We start from the raw sequence: 19,602 nt of genomic DNA, 5'->3' as shown, positions 1-19,602 counted from the left end.
AGACTGTCTGAATAAACGGAGGGAAAAAGGACATGAAAACAGATATTGAAATCGCACAGGAAGCGGTAATGGAGCCCATCACCAAAGTGGCTGAAAGTATTGGCATTGAAGCAGATGACCTGGAACTTTACGGAAAATACAAGGCAAAGCTTTCCGAAGAATTTTTACGTAAGATCCAGGATCGTCCCAATGGAAAACTGATTCTGGTAACAGCTATCAACCCAACTCCTGCAGGAGAGGGTAAGACCACGACCACGGTAGGTATGGGAGAAGCTTTCGGCAGAATGGGCAAAAAGGCTGTAATTGCGCTCAGAGAGCCGTCCTTAGGCCCCTGCTTTGGTATCAAAGGTGGAGCTGCCGGCGGCGGTTATGCACAGGTAGTGCCTATGGATGAACTGAATCTGCATTTTACCGGTGATTTTCATGCAATCACCTCTGCCAACAACCTGTTGGCTGCGTTGCTGGACAATCATATCCAGCAGGGCAATGATCTGGGCATCGATACCCGGCAGATCGTGTGGAAGCGCTGTGAGGACATGAATGACAGAGTCCTTCGTAATATTGTGGTAGGACTTGGCAACAAGACAGACGGCTTTGTCAGAGAGGATCATTTTGTCATTACCGTAGCCAGTGAGATCATGGCGATCCTGTGTCTGGCAGACGATATGAAGGATCTGAAGGAGCGCCTGTCCAGAATCGTTGTGGCTTACAACTATCAGGGTGAGCCGGTGACCGCCGGTCAGCTGAAAGCAGTCGGTGCCATGGCAGCACTGTTAAAGGATGCCATCAAGCCCAATCTGATCCAGACCTTAGAGCATACTCCAGCATTGGTACACGGAGGTCCGTTTGCCAACATCGCTCACGGATGTAACTCCGTCAGAGCTACTAAGGCAGCCATGAAGATGGCAGACTATTGCATCACGGAAGCCGGCTTCGGTGCGGATCTGGGAGCAGAGAAATTTTTCGATATCAAATGTCGTAAGGCAGGACTTACTCCTGATGCAGTGGTACTGGTAGCAACCATCCGTGCACTGAAATACAACGGTGGCGTTGCAAAGGCGGATCTGGGAGCAGAGAATCTGGAAGCGTTGAAAAAAGGTATTGTGAATCTGGAGAAACATATTGAGAATCTTCAGAAATATGGTGTGCCTGTAGTGGTTACCCTGAACTCTTTTATCACCGACAGTGAGGCGGAGACCGCTTATGTCAGAGAATTCTGTGAGACAAGAGGCTGTGAGTTCGCACTCTCCGAAGTGTGGGAGAAAGGCGGAGAGGGTGGAATCGCTCTGGCTGAGAAAGTATTAAAAGCAATCGACGAAAAAGAGAACCACTTCCATGTTTTATATGAAAATGAACTGTCTCTTCAGGATAAGATCAAAAAGATCGCGCAGGAGATCTACGGAGCGTCTGATGTAGTGTTTGCTCCGGCGGCAGCAAAACAGTTAAAGAGACTGACGGAACTTGGCTTTGGTGATCTGCCGGTATGTATGGCAAAGAACCAGTATTCTCTGTCAGATGATCCTACGTTACTGGGAAGACCTTCCGGTTTTGAATTGAATGTAAGAGAGGTCTATGTGTCTGCCGGTGCCGGTTTTGTTGTAGTGCTCACCGGTGCGGTCATGACCATGCCCGGCCTGCCCAAGGCTCCAGCTGCTTACAATATCGATGTGGATGACAGCTGTAGGATCGTAGGCTTGTTCTAGTAAGGAGGAAAGTGTCTCATGGCACAGTTAATAGATGGAAAAGTTATTTCCGCACAGATTAAAGATGAAGTCAAAGAAAAAGTCGCAGGGTTAAAAGAGCAGGGCTGTGAAGTAATGCTGGCGGTGATCCAGGTAGGTGCGGATCCCGCATCTTCCGTATATGTCCGCAACAAGAAAAAGGCCTGCGAATATGTAGGTATCCGGTCTCTGGCATATGAACTTTCAGAGGAGACAACAGAGGAAAAATTACTGGAGCTGATCCGGGAATTAAATGACAGAACCGATGTCAACGGCATTCTGGTGCAGCTGCCGTTACCGAAACATATTGACGAAGAAAAGGTACTGGATTCCATTTCTCCTTTAAAGGATGTAGACGGATTTCATCCCCAGAATGTCGGTGCACTCTGCATCGGCAAGCCGTGCTTTGAGTCCTGTACTCCTGCAGGAGTCATACAGCTGCTGAAGCGTTCCGGTATTGAGATCGCCGGAAAAGAGTGTGTGGTGGTAGGCAGAAGTAATATCGTCGGCAAGCCCATGGCATTGTTGCTGCTTCGGGAGAACGGTACGGTGACGGTGGCTCACAGCCGTACCAAAGATCTGAAAGAAGTAACCAAAAGAGCGGATATTCTGGTGGTGGCTGTCGGCAAGCCGAAAATGATCACGGCAGAATATGTAAAAGATGGTGCGGTTGTCATTGACGTGGGAATTCACCGCAACGAAGAAAACAAGTTGTGCGGTGATGTGGACTTTGACAGTGTGGAGCCTGTATGCAGCGCCATTACTCCGGTTCCCGGCGGCGTAGGTCCTATGACCATAGCTATGCTGATGAATAACTGCCTGGAATCGGTATCCTTGCAGGCAGTAAGAGGATAATTATATGAAGTGTCCGAATTGCGGGGCGGAAATGAAAGAAGGTACGCTTTACTGCGAGCACTGCGGGGAGGATATCCATATTGTTCCCGATTTTGAACCGGAAATTGAATACAATATGGAGCAGACTCTGCATGATATTGCCAGGGAAATGACACCGGAAGAAGATGCCACGGACGATCAGGATGCACAGCAGAGCATGACGGAATTGCAGGACTGGGATGAAGAACCGCTGGAAAATACGGCAAAACATCCCTTTCGCTGGAAATTCATTGTACTGATCCTGGTGCTTGCGGTAGTAGCGGTGGTATGTACCGGTTTCGGAATCTCTTATTCCCACTATCATTCCGCTGAATATCAGATAAAGAGTGCGAGAGAGTATGTAGCTTCCGGGGAATACGATCAGGCGGTTACCTGTTATGAACGTGCGCTGGAAATCGATCCGGGGAACATCACCTTAAAATTTGAACTGGCGGATATTTATTTTCAGAAGAACAACAAAATGGAATATGAATATCTGCTTCGGGAGATTGTTGCGGATGCCGCAGCTACTTCCGAACAACTGGAAAGTGCTTATGGAAAGCTGATCGCCATCTATGCGGCCAGGGAAGATTATAAGACCATTAATGATCTGTTGTTGAACTGTGGTAATGTAAATATTATGAGTAAATACCAGAGCTATATGGCAATGGAACCGGAATTCAGTCTGCAGGAGGGATATTATACCAGCATCCAGCCTTTGAAACTGACAACTTTCGGAAGTGGTAAGATCTACTATACTACCGACGAAACCGAACCGGGAGAACACAGTCTGCTGTATACGGCACCCATCCTTTTAGAGAGCGGTGATTACTGTATCAAAGCCGTCTACATCAATGAGAATGGGATCAGTAGTCCAGTGGTTACCAAAAATTACCATATTGAGATCGAGGAACTGAGTGCTCCGGAGGTAACGGCGGTCAGTGGGGATTATGAATTCCCAATCAATATCGAGGTGACCGACGGATATGATGTTTATTACACAACGGATGGTTCCGATCCTACGCAGAATTCCACGGTGTATAATGGACCGATCCCCATGCCTCTTGGCAAATCAGTCTTCCGGTTTATCCGCATTGCGGAAGGAAGAAAGAGCGAGATCGTGGAGAAAAGCTACAATCTGGTCATGAACACGGAGTTTATGCCGGAGGATGCCGTGACAAAAGTAGTGAATTATGCCATAGAAAGTGGTAAAATAACGGAAGCATCCGGAAGCTTTGATGAATCCGGTGCCGCATATCTCTATCAGTATCAGTATGTGACGAACATCAACAAGATAGATGATTTCTATGTTGTTGCCGAGATCTACCGGGGAGAAGATGGGACAGTCACAAAGACGGGGAATCTGTTCGCCGTAAATGCCTATACCCGGGAACTGTACAAATTGCAGACCGACGAAAGCGGCCGCCATTATACGCTTGGTGACCGTTTAGATATATAATCCTAACAGAAGGGACGGAAAAAGAGAAATGTATAAGATCGTAAAAAAACAGGAGCTGACAACCAACATCTATCTTATGGAGGTAGAAGCAAACAGAGTGGCAAAGACCTGTGAACCCGGTCAGTTTGTCATCGTAAGAATGGATAGCGAGAGTGAGCGTATCCCTCTGACTATCTGTGATTACAACAGAGAAAAAGGAACAGTAACCATTGTGTTCCAGACCGTTGGTGCCGGTACAAAACTGATGGCACAGCTTTCCGAGGGAGAATACTTCCATGATTTCGTAGGTCCTCTGGGATGTCCTTCCGAGCTGGTAGAACAGCCTCTGGATGAGGTAAAGGCAAAGAAGATCCTCTTCGTGGCTGGTGGTGTCGGTGCGGCACCGGTATATCCCCAGGTAAAATGGCTGCATGAGCATGGCGTTGCTGCAGATGTTATCGTGGGAAGCAAGACCAAAGATCTTCTGATCCTGGAGAAGGAGATGGAAGCTGTCGCAGGAAATCTGTATGTAACCACCGATGACGGCTCCTATGGAAGAAGCGGTATGGTAACCCAGACCATCAAGGATCTGGTGGCAGAAGGTAAAAAGTACGATCTGTGTATTGCCATCGGTCCTATGATCATGATGAAATTCGTGTGTCTCTTAACCAAAGAACTGGAGATTCCCACAGTTGTCAGTCTGAATCCTATTATGGTAGACGGTACGGGAATGTGCGGCGCATGCCGTGTAACTGTCGGCGGCAAGGTAAAGTTCGCCTGTGTAGACGGACCGGAGTTCGATGGACATGAAGTAAACTTTGATGAGGCAATGAGACGTCAGCAGATCTACAAGACTGCAGAAGGACGTGCAATGCTGGCCCTGAAAGAGGGAGATACCCATCACGGTGGCTGCGGCAACTGCCAGTAGTCATACAAAAGTTTGAACACGATAAATCAGAAAGGCATGGTTAAAATAAAATGGATGTATTAAAGAGAATTCCTGTCAGAGAGCAGGATGCGAAGGAACGTGCTACCAATTTCAAAGAGGTTTGTCTCGGATATAACAAAGAAGAAGCAATGGAAGAGGCTTCCCGCTGCATTAACTGTAAAAATGCACAGTGTGTAAAGGGCTGCCCCGTAGCAATCCAGATTCCACAGTTCATTGAACAGGTGAAGAACGGCAACATTGAAGAGGCTTATCGTATTATCAGTGAATCCAGCGCTCTTCCCGCTGTCTGCGGCCGTGTATGCCCTCAGGAAAGCCAGTGTGAAGGAAAATGTATCCGTGGCTTTAAGGGAGATCCGATCTCCATCGGTAAGCTGGAGCGTTTTGTGGCTGACTGGGCAAGAGAGAATGGCATCAAGCCCACTCCCGCAGCACAGAAGAACGGTAAGAAGGTAGCTGTGATCGGTTCCGGCCCTGCTGGTCTTACCTGTGCCGGAGATCTGGCAAAGCTGGGATATGATGTGACCATTTTCGAAGCACTGCATGAGGCAGGCGGTGTACTGGTATACGGTATTCCCGAGTTCCGTCTTCCCAAGACCGGTGTTGTGGCAAAAGAAATCGAGAATGTAAAATCTCTCGGTGTTCATATTGAGACTAATGTGGTGGTAGGTAAATCCGTGACCATCGACCAGCTGATGGATGAGGAAGGTTTTCAGGCTGTATTCATCGGTTCCGGTGCCGGACTGCCGAAGTTCATGGGTATCCCCGGTGAGAATGCCAACGGTGTCTTCTCTGCCAACGAGTACCTGACCAGAAGCAACCTGATGAAGGCTTTTGATCCCGACTCCAGAACTCCTATCATGCATGGTAAGAAGGTAGCCGTTGTCGGCGGCGGTAACGTGGCGATGGATGCAGCAAGAACCGCACTTCGTCTGGGTGCGGAGGTACACATTGTATACCGTAGAAGCGAAGAGGAGCTGCCTGCCAGAGTGGAAGAAGTACATCATGCAAAAGAGGAAGGCATCATCTTTGATCTGCTGACCAATCCTACTGAGATTCTTTCCGATGATAAGGGATGGGTGACCGGTATGAAGTGCATCCGCATGGAACTGGGTGAGCCCGATGAGAGCGGCAGACGCCGTCCGGTAGAGGTTCCGGGATCTGAATTCGTGATGGAACTGGATACCGTGATCATGTCTCTGGGTACTTCCCCGAATCCTCTGATCTCTTCTACAACCAAGGGACTGGATACCAACAAGTGGAAGTGCATCATTGCGGACGAGAACAATGGTAAGACCACAAAGGAAGGTGTCTATGCCGGCGGAGATGCGGTAACCGGAGCAGCGACCGTTATTCTGGCCATGGGCGCAGGAAAAGCTGCTGCCAAAGGCATTGACGAATATCTGAGTACAAAATAAACACCCCGGATCCTGTCCACAGACAGGATGGAATGGAGGATTACATGGTAAGACATATTGTTATGTGGAGTCTGGAAGGCAATCTGACAAAACAGGAAAAGAAAGAGACCGCCGGGAAGATCAAGGAGTTACTGGAGCCCATCAAAGAGAAGGTTCCCGGTGCCGTAAAGGTGGAAGTGATCATCAATGAACTGGACAGCAGCAACCGGGATGTGGCTCTGATCTCTGAGTTTACAGATACTGAGGCGCTGGCTGCCTATCAGGTGCATCCGGATCATCTGGCAGCAAAGGAATATATTGGATCCGTGGCAGGCAACAGAGCCTGCCTGGATTACGAGTATTAAGGATGGTGTTGGTATATGGCATGGTGTCCGAAATGTAAAAACGAATATCGGGAAGGAATCACCGTATGTCCCGATTGCGGAGAAACGCTGGTAAGCGAGGAAGAATTGACGGACTGGACTTCCGTGCTGTTCGGTGAACAGGACGAAATGGAGAAACTGAAAGACTTCCTTACATACAATGGGATCCGCAAGAGCAAACTTTCCTTCGATGAGGCGGAGCAGGTCTATGAACTGTTTGTAGATGCAAAAGAGGAAAAACAGGCGAAGACGATTGCCCGGGTATTTCTGGAACAGCAGGAAAAAGAGCGGACGGAAAATGCTGCTGAGGAAGAGGCTGCGGTAGATGAATTCCTGATGCCGGAGACAGAAGAAGCATCGGAGGAAGTCAATCCCGGAGAACTGCTGAAAACAGCTTCCGCCCAGGGTGGACTTACTTATATGAACAGTGGAGCCAAAGCAGAGGAGAATCGTTCCTCTGCCTGGGTACTGCTGGTGGTGGGAATCCTCGGAATGCTTGTCATGATCCTGGGAATTACCGGCGTACTTCCTTTGAACATCGGCAACCCCTATATGTTCTACGGAGTGATGAGTGCTGTTTTCATTCTGTTCATTGTCATGGGCGTGGTATCCATGCGGAATGCAAAGCTTTTTGAGAAAAAGGCAGAGTCCGAGAACTCTCTGGTGGATACTCTTCTGAAGTGGAGTGAAGAAAATCTGACGGCGGAAAAAATTGACGCTCAGATTGAAAATGCTGCAGATACACCGGAAGAGGCTCTTTATTACAAGAGATTCGAAGTAATCCGCAGCCAGATGAATCATCAGTTTATGAATCTGGATCAGCAGATGCTGGAGAACCTTATTGACACAAAGATCTATGAACAGATCTTCCCGGATACAAACGGAGCAGAAGAATGATCAAAATATCCATCGTATGTGTAGGGAAGATCAAGGAGAAATTTTTCCGGGACGCCATAGAAGAATACAGCAAACGTCTGGGGCGTTATACGAAGTTAAATATCATCGAAGTGACGGATGAAATGACACCGGATGGAGCCAGTGCGGCTCTGGAAGATCAGATCCGTGAAAAAGAAGGGGCGAGGATCCTGGCGAAACTGCCACAGGATGCCCTGATCGTTACGCTGGAGATTGCCGGTAAAAACTTTTCTTCCGAAGAATTTGCGGCATGGATTGAAGATTGCACTGTCAGAGGAAAAAGCCATATCTGCTTTGTCATTGGCGGATCGCTTGGTTTGCATCCAAGTGTCTGTAAAAGAGCGGATCTGGCCTTAAGCTTTTCCAAAATGACATTTCCTCATCAGTTGATGCGAGTGATCCTGTGCGAACAGAACTATCGTGCATTCCGGATCATTCAGCACGAACCTTACCATAAATAAAGAGTAAAAGTAGAAGTATATGACAAAAAAACAACGTGCATTAGAAATTATAGAACGTCTGAAAAAGGAATACCCGGATGCCGGATGCACTCTGGATTACGATCAGGCATGGAAACTGCTTGTCAGTGTCCGCCTGGCAGCTCAGTGTACCGATGCCCGGGTAAATATCGTAGTGGAAAAGCTGTATGAGAAGTTCCCGGATGTAGATGCCCTGGCAGAGGCTCCGGTGGAAGAGATCGAGGCCATTGTAAAGCCCTGTGGCCTGGGTCACAGCAAAGCCAGAGATATCAGTGCCTGCATGAAGATTCTGCGGGATAAATATGACGGAAAGGTTCCAGACGATTTTGACGAATTATTGTCTCTGCCTGGAGTGGGCAGAAAAAGTGCGAATCTGGTCATGGGGGATGTCTTTGGCAGACCTGCCATTGTGACAGACACCCACTGTATCCGCCTGGTGAACCGTATGGGACTTGTGGACGGGATCAGGGAACCGGCAAAGGTGGAGAAGGAGCTGTGGAAGATCATTCCGCCCGAAGAAGGCAGCGATTTCTGCCACAGACTGGTATATCACGGCAGAGAAGTGTGTACCGCCAGAACCCATCCTTACTGCGAAAAATGCTGTATCAGTGACATCTGTAAAAAAGTCGGCATATAAAAGGCGGACAGGGAAATCTACTGCCGCAGACAGGAGCAAAGCCTATGAGGATGTATGACATTATCATGAAAAAAAGAAACGGCGGAGAGCTTTCGAAAGAAGAGATCCACTTTTTTATCGAGGGCTATACCCGTGGAGAGATTCCTGATTATCAGGTATCTGCGCTGATGATGGCGATCTACTTTCAGAAGATGACCGAGAAGGAGACTTATGAACTGACCATGGCCATGGCACACAGTGGTGAGATGCTGGATCTGTCCGGAATCCATGGCTACAAGGTGGACAAACACAGTACCGGAGGTGTGGGGGATAAGACTTCTCTGGCATTGACACCCATGGTGGCTGCCTGTGGGATCCTGGTGGCCAAGATGAGCGGCAGAGGCCTGGGCCATACCGGAGGGACCATTGACAAGCTGGAAAGCTTTCCAGGATTTTCCACATCACTGACCACGGAGCAGTTTATTGAAAATGTGAATCGGATCGGCATTGCCATTATGGGACAGACCGCAGATCTGGCACCGGCGGATAAAAAGCTGTACGCCCTGCGGGATGTGACAGCTACCGTAGATAATATGTCCCTGATTGCCAGTTCCATCATGAGCAAGAAACTGGCAGCCGGTGCAGATGCCATTGTACTGGATGTCAAGACCGGAAGCGGTGCCTTTATGAAGAGCAGGGAGGATGCTTTTGCTCTGGCGGAGGAAATGGTGAAGATCGGTAAGAATGCCGGACGTAAGACTATTGCCGTAATCTCGGATATGGATCAGCCGCTGGGGCGGGCCGTGGGAAATGCCCTGGAAGTGAAGGAAGCCATTGCAACCCTGCGGGGAGAGGGCCCGGAAGATTTCAAAGAACTTTGTATGGTACTGGGAAGTCGGATGTTACTTGCCGGTAGTAAGGCGGAGAGTGTCGAAGAGGCCAGAAATATGCTTACAAATGTCATCAGAGATGGCAGTGCTTTACGGAAGCTGGAGCAGTTTGTGGAGGCCCAGGGCGGTGACCCTGCGGCGGTAACGGATCCGGAGCTTCTGCCGAAGGCATCCATGGTGGTTCCTGTCTGTGCGGACAGAGATGGCTTTGTAGAAAAAATTGCCTGTGAGGATATCGGAATTTGTTCTCTGCTCTTAGGCGGCGGAAGAGAGACCAAGGAAAGTGAGATCGACCTGTCTGTTGGCATCCTCTTAGAGAAGAAAAAAGGGGATGCGGTGAAAAAGGGAGAGGTACTGGGATACCTTCATGCCAATGATGAGAAACGTCTGGAAGCGGCGAAGGAAAAGTTCCGGAGTGCCTATTTCATCACCGGCCATCAGCCGGAGGCAGAACCTCTGATCAAAGGGATTTTACAGTAACATATTCCGGCATCCGCTTTCATATAGTTTTATATGAAAATGAAGAGAATGCCATCGAAAAAAGAAAAATGGATCGATTCCCTGCAGTTACCCAAGGATGTCTGTATGGGAGCACTGCGGGTGACGCTGACGGGAAACTCCGAAGCCTGGATTGAAAATTACAGAGGAATCCTGGAATATACCGGAGAGCGGATCCTTTTGCAGGCCAAGACCTGTCAGGTGTGCCTGGAGGGAAACAGACTTTCCATCGACTATTATACCAATGAAGATATGAAGATCAGCGGAAATATCAGTGCACTGCGATATTTGCGTGAATAATCATTTGGATGAGAGGTTAACAGGATGACGGAGTGGGTCAAACGTCTGCAGGGTTATGTGAAGATCCGGGTATGGGGCTTTGCACCGCAGCGATTTATCAATCTGTGCAGTAATAAGGGAATATTGCTGTGGAATATAGAAAAACAGGAAGATGTTTATACCATGTGCATCGGCCTGCGGTCTTTTTACGAACTGCGGCCCATCGCCAGAAAGACAAAAGTAAGGGTAGTCATATCGGAAAGATATGGACTACCCTTTTTTGTGCCGGGAATGCTGCGCAGAAAAGCGTTTCTGGCAGGTTTATTTCTGGCGGTGGCTTTCTGGCTGATTTCGTCTTTATTTGTGTGGGATATTCAGGTGACTGGCAATTATCAGGTGACGGATGACGTGTTCTATTCCTTCCTGGAGCAGGAGGGCATTCACACCGGAATGCGAAGGAGTGAACTGAATATAGGTGAGCTGGAAAAACAGATAAGACGGAAGTTTTCGCAGGTTACCTGGACCTCCGGCCGTCTGGACGGGACCAGACTGGTGATCGAAGTAAAGGAAAACGATATGTCGGTTCCAGAAGTCGTGCAGGATGCGGCAGGGGCAGGAAAAGATCTGGTGGCAGAATGCAACGGGGTGATCACGGATATGATCGTGCGTTGTGGTGTCCCAAAAGTATCCATAGGCAGTGAAGTGGCAAAAGGAGATATTCTGGTGGAAGGCAGGATCCCCATTTATGCCGAGGATGGAACCGTCAGGGAATATCGGCCGGTGACCCCGGATGCGGATATAGTGCTGGAGCATACCGGAATCTTTCAGGCATATCTTCCGGCAGATTATATCCGGAAAAAATACACCGGAAGACAAAAGACATTTTATTTTATCCATTTCGGTGACCGGGAGTGGAAACCGGAGAAAAAAATGGATTTTTTGCAATATGACAGCGTGCTGGAAGCATGTCCCGTAAAAGCGTTGGAGTATCTGCAGATCCCCTGCATGGTAGGCAGGATCACGTACAGAGAGTATCAGAAAACTGAATATTATTATACAGTGTCGGAAGCAGAAACGGTTTTACAGAAAAAAATCATGGATTTTCTTGAAACTTTAGATGAAAAAGGGGTACAAATAATCTCGAAAGATGTTAAAATAGAAACAAAGTGCGCCGGCTGGACCGCACACGGGGAACTTTTGCTGCGGGAAGCGGCGGTCAGTCTGGTAGATTCCCGGGCGGAGGATACCGGAGCAGAAGATTTGGACAGAAATGAGGATTAAGACATAAATGAGTGTGACAGCAATCCGTCTGGAAATGGATACAGAACAGATGCAGAAGATCTTCGGTATGCAGGATGCGTACATCAAGAAGCTGGAACAGGATTTTCAGGTAACTATTGTGGACCGCAACGGAAGTGTAATGATCACCGGGGAAGAGGAAAACGTTTCGAAGGCCTCCCGGGTATTACGACAGCTGACCGCATTGTCGGATCACGGCAATGAGATCGAAGAACAGAGCGTGGATTATGCCATTGAAATGGGAAAAGAAGACCAGGAGGAAAAACTGATGGAGATGGATGCGGACTGCATCTGCCATACCATCAGCGGAAAGCCGATCAAGCCCAAGACCCTGGGGCAGAAGGCTTATGTGGATGCCATCCGGAAAAACATGATCGTATTCGGACTGGGACCGGCCGGTACCGGTAAGACGTATCTGGCCATGGCCATGGCGATCACCGCTTTTAAGAACAACGAGGTGAGCCGTATCATCCTGACCAGACCGGCCATTGAAGCCGGAGAAAAGCTGGGCTTTTTGCCCGGTGATCTGCAGAGTAAGGTAGACCCGTATCTGCGTCCCCTGTACGATGCCCTGTATCAGATCATGGGAGCGGAAAGTTTTGCCAAAAATATGGAAAAGGGTCTGATCGAAGTGGCACCGCTTGCCTATATGAGAGGCCGGACACTGGACAATGCCTATATTATTCTGGATGAAGCACAGAATACCACACCGGCACAGATGAAAATGTTCCTGACCCGTATCGGTTTCGGCTCCAAAGTGATCGTAACGGGTGACTCCTCCCAGAAGGATCTTCCCGTGGGAGCAAAATCCGGTCTGGATGTAGCAGCCAGAGTTCTGAAAAATATCGATGATATTGCCTTCTGTACCTTGACCAGCAAAGACGTGGTAAGACATCCGCTGGTACAGAAGATCGTAAAAGCTTACGATGACTATGAAGCCCGGACGATCAAAAGCAAAAGAAGTCCGAGATTAAACAAACGTCCGGATAAAGGAAACAGATAAATATGAAGAACAAAGAGAAAAACGGATTTTCGCGGCTTTTGCTGCCGGAGATCCTTACGGTACTGATCGGAGGTGCCGCAGTCTACGGACTGGGACTTTTGGGAAAACAGTTGTCTGTGGAAAATGCCCTGCGGGATGCCGTGATGGCAGCACTGGGACTTGCAGTGTCAGGATTTTTCCTGCGCAGGGAAGTAGTGGATTCCCGCCTGGATTATGATAACGGAGAGCACCTGATGAGATTCTGGACCGCTGTCTGGTGCAGCCTTTTGTTTTCGCTGACCTGTGCATTCCTTCCGGCGGGAGGATGGCCGTTTCTGGCGGTCTTTGTGGTATTGTCCCTGTTCAGCAATCTATCAGTGGGAATTGTGTTTTCCGGGGTGTTTCTGATGATTGCCACGCTGTGGGGACAGTCGGTGGGCATTTTTTTCCTGTATTTTATCAGCGGTGTTTTTGCAGCCTGTCTTTTCCAGCATTTAGAGCAGGAATTTGCCATCGGGATCCCCCTGTTCTTATCTCTGTTCTGCCTTTTGCTGTGCGAGACCGCAAATGTGGTACTGCTTGCCAATGAACATTTAAGTCTGGAACAGTTTCTGGTTCCGGCAGCAAATCTGATCGTGTCGGGAATACTGCTTCTGGGTATTTTGAAAATTTTTTCGGGTACAGTGGTGTTCAGGGATCGTGTAAAATATCTGGAACTGAATGACACCGAGAATCAGGTACTGGTAAAGTACCGCGAGGAAGACCGATCCGAATATTTCCTGTGTGTACATACAGCCTATTTCTGTGAGCGGATCGCAAATAAGCTGGAACTGGACAGGGATGCCCTGAAATGTGCCGGATTATATCACAGAAAAGGCTGGGATCTTATGCAGGAGACACCGGATATGGAATTCCCGGCAGGCGCATCGGAGATCCTGGAAGAATATAAAGGAACCCGGAAATACAAAAAAGCGGAGACCGCAGTGCTGTATTGTTCGGATGCGGTAGTCAGTGCGATCCTTTTGCTGTTGCAGAAGGAACCGGAGAAGAAGCCGGATTATGAGCAGGTGATTGACAGGATTTTTGAGAGAATCCGGGAAAAAGGTATTTTCAGCGAATGTGACCTGTCCTTAAGGGGCTGGAACCGGATGCAGAAGATATTCAAGGAGGAGAAATTATACTATGACTTTTTACGTTGAAAATGAAACCGATGAGACATTTTCAAATGGGGAAAACAGTTTCCCCATAGAGGAGACCGTGGAGCAGGTAGCCACGGCGGTTCTGGATATGGAGGGATGTCCCTATGAGATCCAGTTAAATGTACTGTTGACAGACAATGACGGTATTCATGCTTACAATAAGGAATACCGGAAGATTGACCGGGAGACTGATGTATTGTCCTTCCCCAATCTGGATTTCGATGAGCCTGGGGATTTTGAGATCTCTGAGGACAGAGAGGCAGATTATTTTGATCCGGATACAGGAGAACTGATCCTCGGGGATATCATTATTTCTGTGGACCGGGTCAAAGAGCAGGCGGAAAGCTATGGACACAGCCAGAAGAGAGAGTTCGCATTTCTGGTCGCTCACAGTATGCTTCATCTGTGTGGCTATGACCATATGGAAGAAGATGAGGCAAAGGTAATGGAGGCAAAGCAGGAGCAGGTTCTCGCATCCCTTGGAATTACAAGAGATTAAAAAGGGCGTGTCATACACGTAAAGGTAGCTTACATGAATCAGGTGGAAGTAAAAAGAAGACAAATACAGAGTTTTTCCTATGTCCTTGCCTGTATCAATATCTGGGTGTTCGGGAAAAGCATCGGAGATAACGGCCTGGGATATCTGGCAGCGGCTGTTCTGGTATTTGCCCTGTTCTGGGTGCTTACCGGGAAAAATCTGCCGGACAGAATGGGCAGAATGCTTCGGGGCAGAAATGCCAGGGGGCAGTATCGGAATGTCTCCAGAATGCGTAAGAACATGATGCTGTTCCAGATCGCAGAGGGACTTCTTGGGACTGTTTTGTGCATGAGTCTGGGCTGGATCCTTTTGGAAAAAGTCTTTCTGGTGCCTTACGGAAGCATGATCCTGTGGATCTTAAGCCCGGCACTTTTTCTTCGTTGTATCCAGTCGGTATTTTTAGGATATTTTCAGAGTGAAGGTTCGGAAATGCCATCTGCGGTATCTTCGGTGCTGCGGCAGGTATTTTTCCTGGGCCTGGGTCTGGTGTTCCTGGGGATTTTCCGGAACTACGGGGAGAAAGTAAGTCTTTTATTAAAAAGGGCAGACTTTACATCCATGTACGGAGCCATGGGTATCGCAGTGGGAATGCTGCTTTCGGAGGTGTTGGTACTGCTATTTGTCTTTGTGATCTACCGTGGCAGCATGGCAGGCAGAAGAGAAGCGGAAAGCGGTATGAAGGGAACGGACTCTTTCTCCTCGCAGCTGCGTACATTACTGATTCCTATGGGTGGGGATATTCTCAGAGACATGTTTTTATTACTGCCTTTGTGGATCGGCCTGCTTTTCTTCCAGAAAAGATCGGCGGATATTTATGCATCCGTTTCTGCGTATGGTATTTTCGTCGGCAGATATCTGATCACGATCCTGATGCCCGTAGCAATTTTAAGTGCGGGAATTCTGCCGGGGGTGGCCAGAACCGGCAGCCATATCCGCAAAAAAGAAGAAAGATATGCCAGAACTGCATTTCAGGCAGGAGTACAGGGGACGGTGGTACACGGATTCTTTTTCACGGCATGGATCGCGGTACTGGCAACACCACTGTCACAGGCTTTGGATAAATCTGCGGAAATGGCACTTACCGGTTTGTTCACTACGGGATCTTCGCTGATTCTGTGGCTTCTGCTTTTGTTTTATTTTTCGGAGATACTGGAACTTCGGGGGGAAAAGCATCTGCTCCTGGCAGGATACGGCATTCTGGATATCGTGAGCATCGTGATATTGCTGATTCTTCTGAATACGGGAAATACAACAACGGCATTATCTTTAAGCCTTGTGCTGGGGACGGCAGCGGGAGGAATTGTTCTCGGCATACTTGCCTGCCTTCGAATGAAGACCTGGCCGGATCTGTTGCGGACACTGGCAATTCCCGCCGGAAGCTGCTGTGCCTGCGGATTGCTGGCTTTTGGGCTGGAGAAGATCTGCCTGCCCCATCTGGGGGCAATGGTAACGGTGCTGCTGGAACTGGTGATCACCGGTGCGGTCTACTGGTTTTTGCTTTTGATGTTACTCAGTTTCCGTGGACAGGATCTGAATTATGTTCCCGGCGGTAAAGTGCTGCGTGCTTTCGGAAAAACGCTCCGGCTGCTCTAAAACTGTTTTACGGATGTATATTTTCGATAAAATAACTGATACTGATACAAAGAGTCAATAGAAACATCATGGATGTGAGGCAGTATGAAATTTGTAAAACGTATCAGTTACTTTTTTGTGATTCCGGTTGTGTTTTTAATTCTTGGAATCTTTCTTGGTGTCTGGGGCATTCATTTTTTCTATCCCGGACAATGGCAGGATCTGAATGAGAACCGACTTGCCCTGCCGCTCACGGAAGAGGAGACTGCGGCAGACACAGATCCTTATGAGGTGGCACCCAGTGTGGAGGCGGCAGCCTCCGGGGAGACACTTTGTGCGGATACCGAATATGTGTTGGAAGAGGCAGATATTGTACGGGGTACCACAGTGGAGACCTCATGGAAGATCCCACATAAATATATTGGGATGAACAGGGAAAATTTTCTGGAGACCATGGAACTCTATGCGGCCCATCCGCCATTGTCGGAGATCGAGCGGGGCTTTGTGGGGTTGGAGGTATTGTCTTTTTCCCGGGAAAAAGTAATGGTCCGTATGGATTACCGTTATGTCCAGCCCAGCGCAAGTTTTTATCTGGCGGTGTCGGACAATGAAGTGGTGGTCTATCTGGAAGACAGATCCACGGTATATATCAATACCGGGATCTCGCTGGAAGAATTGCCGGAACAGATACAGCTCCAGATCATGGACATGCTGTTTGTTCCGGATGAAGAAACATTGTATGATTTTCTGGAGACGTATTCGTCCTAGAATTCTGAATAAAGGTGATGCAGATGAAAAAACAGATCGGTGTAATCGGCGGAGGCGCTGCCGGAATGATGGCAGCCATAACCGCGGCAAAAGAAGGCGCACAGGTGACGATCCTGGAGCGTAATGACCGTGTGGGAAAGAAAATATTGCAGACAGGAAACGGGAAATGCAATCTGGGAAATCGTGCGCTTTCCGTGGAGTGTTATCACGGCGGAGATTTGGAATGGATCCGGGATGTGCTGGAACATTTTGATACGGAGGATACGATACGCTTTTTCCAAAGTATCGGTCTGATGGTAAAGGAGAAAAACGGCTATCTATATCCCGTGTGTGAGCAGGCGGCTGCGGTGCTGGACGTGCTGCGTTATGAATTACAGGCACTCGGTGTGGAGATACAGTATCAGTGCAAGATCACAAAGGTCGAAAAACTGGCCTCCGGAAAGCTGCAGGTCAGTGACGGAGAAAAGACATGGCAGTTCGATGCGGCGATTGTGACCTGTGGTGGAAAAGCCGCACCGGCTACCGGATCGGACGGCAGTGGATTTAAAATTGCAAAAAAAATGGGACACACCTGCATTCCTTCAGTGCCCGCACTGGTGCAGCTGCGCTGTCAGGAGACCGACCTGCTAAAGGGGATTGCCGGTGTCCGGGCGGACAGTGAGATCCGGGTCTTCTGTGACGGCGGGGAAATATGCCGGGAACGGGGAGAACTACAGCTGACGGATTACGGCATCTCAGGCATTCCCATTTTCCAGCTAAGCCGCAGGGTGAACTATCTGCTCAGGGACAGGCGGAACGTGACAGCACAGATTGACTTTTTGCCGGATCTGACACAGGAAAGCTATGAAGAATTACAGGCAGGGCGGAAACTTTTACAGGGAGACCGGACAGCAGAGGAATTCTTTACCGGAATGTTACATAAAAAACTGACCGCTGCGCTGCTAAAAATGGCAGGGATTCGTCTGGCTACTCCCATGAAGGAGATCCCGGAGGAAAAGATTCATGCTTATTATAATCTCTGCCGTAACCTGAAACTGCATATCACAGAGAGCAATCCTTACGAAAATGCACAGGTATCCGCCGGAGGCGTGGATGTACGGGAAATAAAGCCTACTATGGAATCAAAGATCTGCCCCGGGGTCTATTTTGCGGGGGAGATCCTGGACGTGGATGGCCGATGCGGGGGCTATAATCTCCAATGGGCCTGGAGCAGTGGTTATCTGGCGGGATACCACGCTGCGTTAGCATAAAATAATTTTTTACACGTGACGTATGCCTGCGTAAGGTGCAAAAGCTCCGGAAAGGCGGCAGGTCATTGAAAGATATGAGGATGAAAATGATCAGATTAAATCAGCTGAAGCTTCCGGTAGATCATACCCGGGAGCAGCTTATACATAAGACGGCACAGTACTTACGGATCCCGGCGGCGGATATCCTCGAACTGCAGATCGTAAGACAGTCTCTGGATGCCAGAAAAAAGCCGGCACTTTTTTACAGTTACAGTGTGAATGTAACGGTGAAAAAGGAAGAAAAAGTATATAAGGATGCCTGCCGCAGACTTGGAAAAGCCAATGTTCTGCTGACCGAAAAAACGGAATATCTTTTTCCTGCAGAAGGTTCAACGCAGCAGAAGCATCCCACTGTGATCATCGGAATGGGTCCTGCTGGACTTTTTTGCGGATATTATCTGGCACAGCACGGCTATGCACCTGTCATTCTGGAACGGGGTGCAGACGTGGATGCCAGACAGGCGGATGTAGAAGCTTTCTGGCAGACGGGCAGATTAAAGCCGGATTCCAATGTGCAGTTTGGAGAAGGCGGTGCCGGAACTTTTTCGGATGGTAAACTGAATACTTTGGTAAAGGACAAATACGGCAGAAATACGGAAGTATTGAAAACTTTCGTAAAGCACGGTGCTGATCCGGCAATTCTTTATCAGGCCAAGCCCCATATTGGTACGGATGTCCTGAGCAAAGTGGTAAAAAGCATGCGGGAAGAAATATTGCGTATGGGTGGGGAAGTCCGATTTCATAGTCAGATGACGGAGATCCTTACAGAGAACGGGCAGGTCACAGGAGTAAAGGTGAATGACACGGAAGTGCTCCCCTGTGAGCAGGTGGTACTGGCACCGGGGCACAGTGCCCGAGATACCTTTTCCATGTTGTACCGGAAGCAGTTTCCCATGTCGGCGAAACCTTTTGCAGTGGGATTCCGTGTGGAGCATCCCCAGAGCCTGATCAATATGAGTCAGTATGGCGCTGAGTCGGTAAAAGGTCTGGGTGCAGCGGCTTATAAGGTGACGGCTAAGACAAGCACCGGCAGAGGAGTGTATTCTTTCTGTATGTGTCCGGGCGGCTATGTGGTCAACGCATCTTCCGAGCCGGGAAGACTGGCGGTGAACGGTATGAGCTACAGCGGTCGTGACGGGAAAAATGCCAACAGCGCCATTATCGTTGCGGTGACTCCTGCGGATTACGGTTCCGATCATCCACTGGCAGGAATCGAATTCCAGCGGGGACTGGAACAGAGAGCTTATGAATTATGCGATGGGAAACTGCCGGTACAGCGGTACGGAGATTTTAGGGAGAAAGTCACCGGAGAGCATCCTGCGGAAACGGACGGAGTACAAAGAAGTGGCCCGGAAGCATTGGAACCACAGTGTAAAGGTGCTTATGAATGGGCGGATCTTACCGGAATTCTTCCGGCAGAGTGTAACCGGGCCTTCGTGGAGGGGATGGACAGCTTTGACAGACAGATCCACGGCTTTGCCTCTCCGGGAACGATCCTGACCGGTGTGGAAGGCAGGACG

The 19,602-nt window shown here is 48.9% G+C and carries 19 protein-coding genes; all 19 read left to right on the top strand.

What is annotated here, in order from left to right; genetic code table 11:
• Positions 1-32 precede the first annotated feature (32 nt).
• Positions 33-1,703: a formate--tetrahydrofolate ligase gene (locus ACLTOH_RS01155; protein ID WP_412223133.1), complete on the top strand. Its 1,671-nt coding sequence runs from the start codon at positions 33-35 to the stop codon at positions 1,701-1,703.
• An 18-nt stretch (positions 1,704-1,721) separates the two neighbouring features.
• On the top strand, positions 1,722-2,576 hold the full coding sequence (gene folD, locus ACLTOH_RS01150; protein WP_337417287.1) for a bifunctional methylenetetrahydrofolate dehydrogenase/methenyltetrahydrofolate cyclohydrolase FolD: 855 nt from the start codon (positions 1,722-1,724) through the stop codon (positions 2,574-2,576).
• Between the two features lie 4 nt (positions 2,577-2,580).
• Entirely contained in the window at positions 2,581-4,053 is a 1,473-nt protein-coding gene (locus ACLTOH_RS01145) for an FN3 associated domain-containing protein (protein ID WP_227733236.1), read from the top strand.
• Between the two features lie 28 nt (positions 4,054-4,081).
• Entirely contained in the window at positions 4,082-4,960 is an 879-nt protein-coding gene (locus tag ACLTOH_RS01140; RefSeq protein ID WP_337417286.1) for a sulfide/dihydroorotate dehydrogenase-like FAD/NAD-binding protein, read from the top strand.
• A gap of 50 nt (positions 4,961-5,010) precedes the next feature.
• The gene (gene gltA / locus ACLTOH_RS01135; protein WP_117466340.1) at positions 5,011-6,396 is read left to right on the top strand and encodes an NADPH-dependent glutamate synthase; all 1,386 of its coding nucleotides are present in this window, start codon (positions 5,011-5,013) and stop codon (positions 6,394-6,396) included.
• 44 nt (positions 6,397-6,440) lie between these two features.
• Positions 6,441-6,740 (top strand): Dabb family protein, encoded by a 300-nt coding sequence (locus ACLTOH_RS01130; RefSeq protein WP_117466339.1) that lies wholly within the window; start codon positions 6,441-6,443, stop codon positions 6,738-6,740.
• Positions 6,741-6,755: 15 nt separating this feature from the next.
• Complete coding sequence (locus tag ACLTOH_RS01125) at positions 6,756-7,655, top strand: TFIIB-type zinc ribbon-containing protein (RefSeq protein WP_117466338.1); 900 nt, start codon at positions 6,756-6,758, stop codon at positions 7,653-7,655.
• Positions 7,655-8,134 (top strand): 23S rRNA (pseudouridine(1915)-N(3))-methyltransferase RlmH, encoded by a 480-nt coding sequence (gene rlmH, locus ACLTOH_RS01120; RefSeq protein WP_412223210.1) that lies wholly within the window; start codon positions 7,655-7,657, stop codon positions 8,132-8,134. The genes ACLTOH_RS01125 and rlmH overlap by 1 nt, the downstream gene beginning before the upstream one ends.
• A 19-nt stretch (positions 8,135-8,153) precedes the next feature.
• Positions 8,154-8,789 (top strand): endonuclease III domain-containing protein, encoded by a 636-nt coding sequence (locus tag ACLTOH_RS01115; protein ID WP_022312807.1) that lies wholly within the window; start codon positions 8,154-8,156, stop codon positions 8,787-8,789.
• 44 nt (positions 8,790-8,833) lie between these two features.
• Positions 8,834-10,138 (top strand): pyrimidine-nucleoside phosphorylase, encoded by a 1,305-nt coding sequence (locus tag ACLTOH_RS01110; RefSeq protein WP_412223132.1) that lies wholly within the window; start codon positions 8,834-8,836, stop codon positions 10,136-10,138.
• Positions 10,139-10,186: 48 nt separating this feature from the next.
• Entirely contained in the window at positions 10,187-10,456 is a 270-nt protein-coding gene (locus ACLTOH_RS01105) for a YabP/YqfC family sporulation protein (protein ID WP_412223131.1), read from the top strand.
• 24 nt (positions 10,457-10,480) lie between these two features.
• Positions 10,481-11,716, top strand: a complete 1,236-nt coding sequence (locus ACLTOH_RS01100; RefSeq protein WP_412223130.1) for a sporulation protein YqfD — start codon at positions 10,481-10,483, stop codon at positions 11,714-11,716.
• Positions 11,717-11,723: 7 nt separating this feature from the next.
• Positions 11,724-12,737: a PhoH family protein gene (locus ACLTOH_RS01095; RefSeq protein ID WP_118503757.1), complete on the top strand. Its 1,014-nt coding sequence runs from the start codon at positions 11,724-11,726 to the stop codon at positions 12,735-12,737.
• 2 nt (positions 12,738-12,739) lie between these two features.
• Positions 12,740-13,915, top strand: coding sequence for a hypothetical protein (locus ACLTOH_RS01090; RefSeq protein WP_118503759.1), 1,176 nt, complete (start codon positions 12,740-12,742; stop codon positions 13,913-13,915).
• The gene (gene ybeY / locus ACLTOH_RS01085; RefSeq protein WP_022312801.1) at positions 13,899-14,414 is read left to right on the top strand and encodes an rRNA maturation RNase YbeY; all 516 of its coding nucleotides are present in this window, start codon (positions 13,899-13,901) and stop codon (positions 14,412-14,414) included. Before ACLTOH_RS01090 ends, ybeY begins: the two co-directional genes overlap by 17 nt.
• Before the next feature lie 33 nt (positions 14,415-14,447).
• The gene (locus tag ACLTOH_RS01080; protein ID WP_412223129.1) at positions 14,448-16,046 is read left to right on the top strand and encodes a hypothetical protein; all 1,599 of its coding nucleotides are present in this window, start codon (positions 14,448-14,450) and stop codon (positions 16,044-16,046) included.
• 84 nt (positions 16,047-16,130) lie between these two features.
• Positions 16,131-16,793 carry a TM2 domain-containing protein gene (locus ACLTOH_RS01075; RefSeq protein ID WP_118669129.1) on the top strand — a complete coding sequence of 221 codons (663 nt, stop codon included), beginning with the start codon at positions 16,131-16,133 and terminating at the stop codon, positions 16,791-16,793.
• A gap of 23 nt (positions 16,794-16,816) precedes the next feature.
• The gene (locus ACLTOH_RS01070; protein WP_118669145.1) at positions 16,817-18,043 is read left to right on the top strand and encodes an NAD(P)/FAD-dependent oxidoreductase; all 1,227 of its coding nucleotides are present in this window, start codon (positions 16,817-16,819) and stop codon (positions 18,041-18,043) included.
• Between the two features lie 86 nt (positions 18,044-18,129).
• Positions 18,130-19,602, top strand: a 1,473-nt coding sequence (locus tag ACLTOH_RS01065) for an NAD(P)/FAD-dependent oxidoreductase (protein WP_412223128.1), incomplete at its 3' end; no start/stop codon positions are given.

The organism is Waltera sp., assembly GCF_046969025.1.
Taxonomy (GTDB): Bacteria; Bacillota; Clostridia; order Lachnospirales; family Lachnospiraceae; genus Acetatifactor; species Acetatifactor acetigignens.
This window is presented reverse-complemented; position numbering and strand designations above follow the sequence as displayed.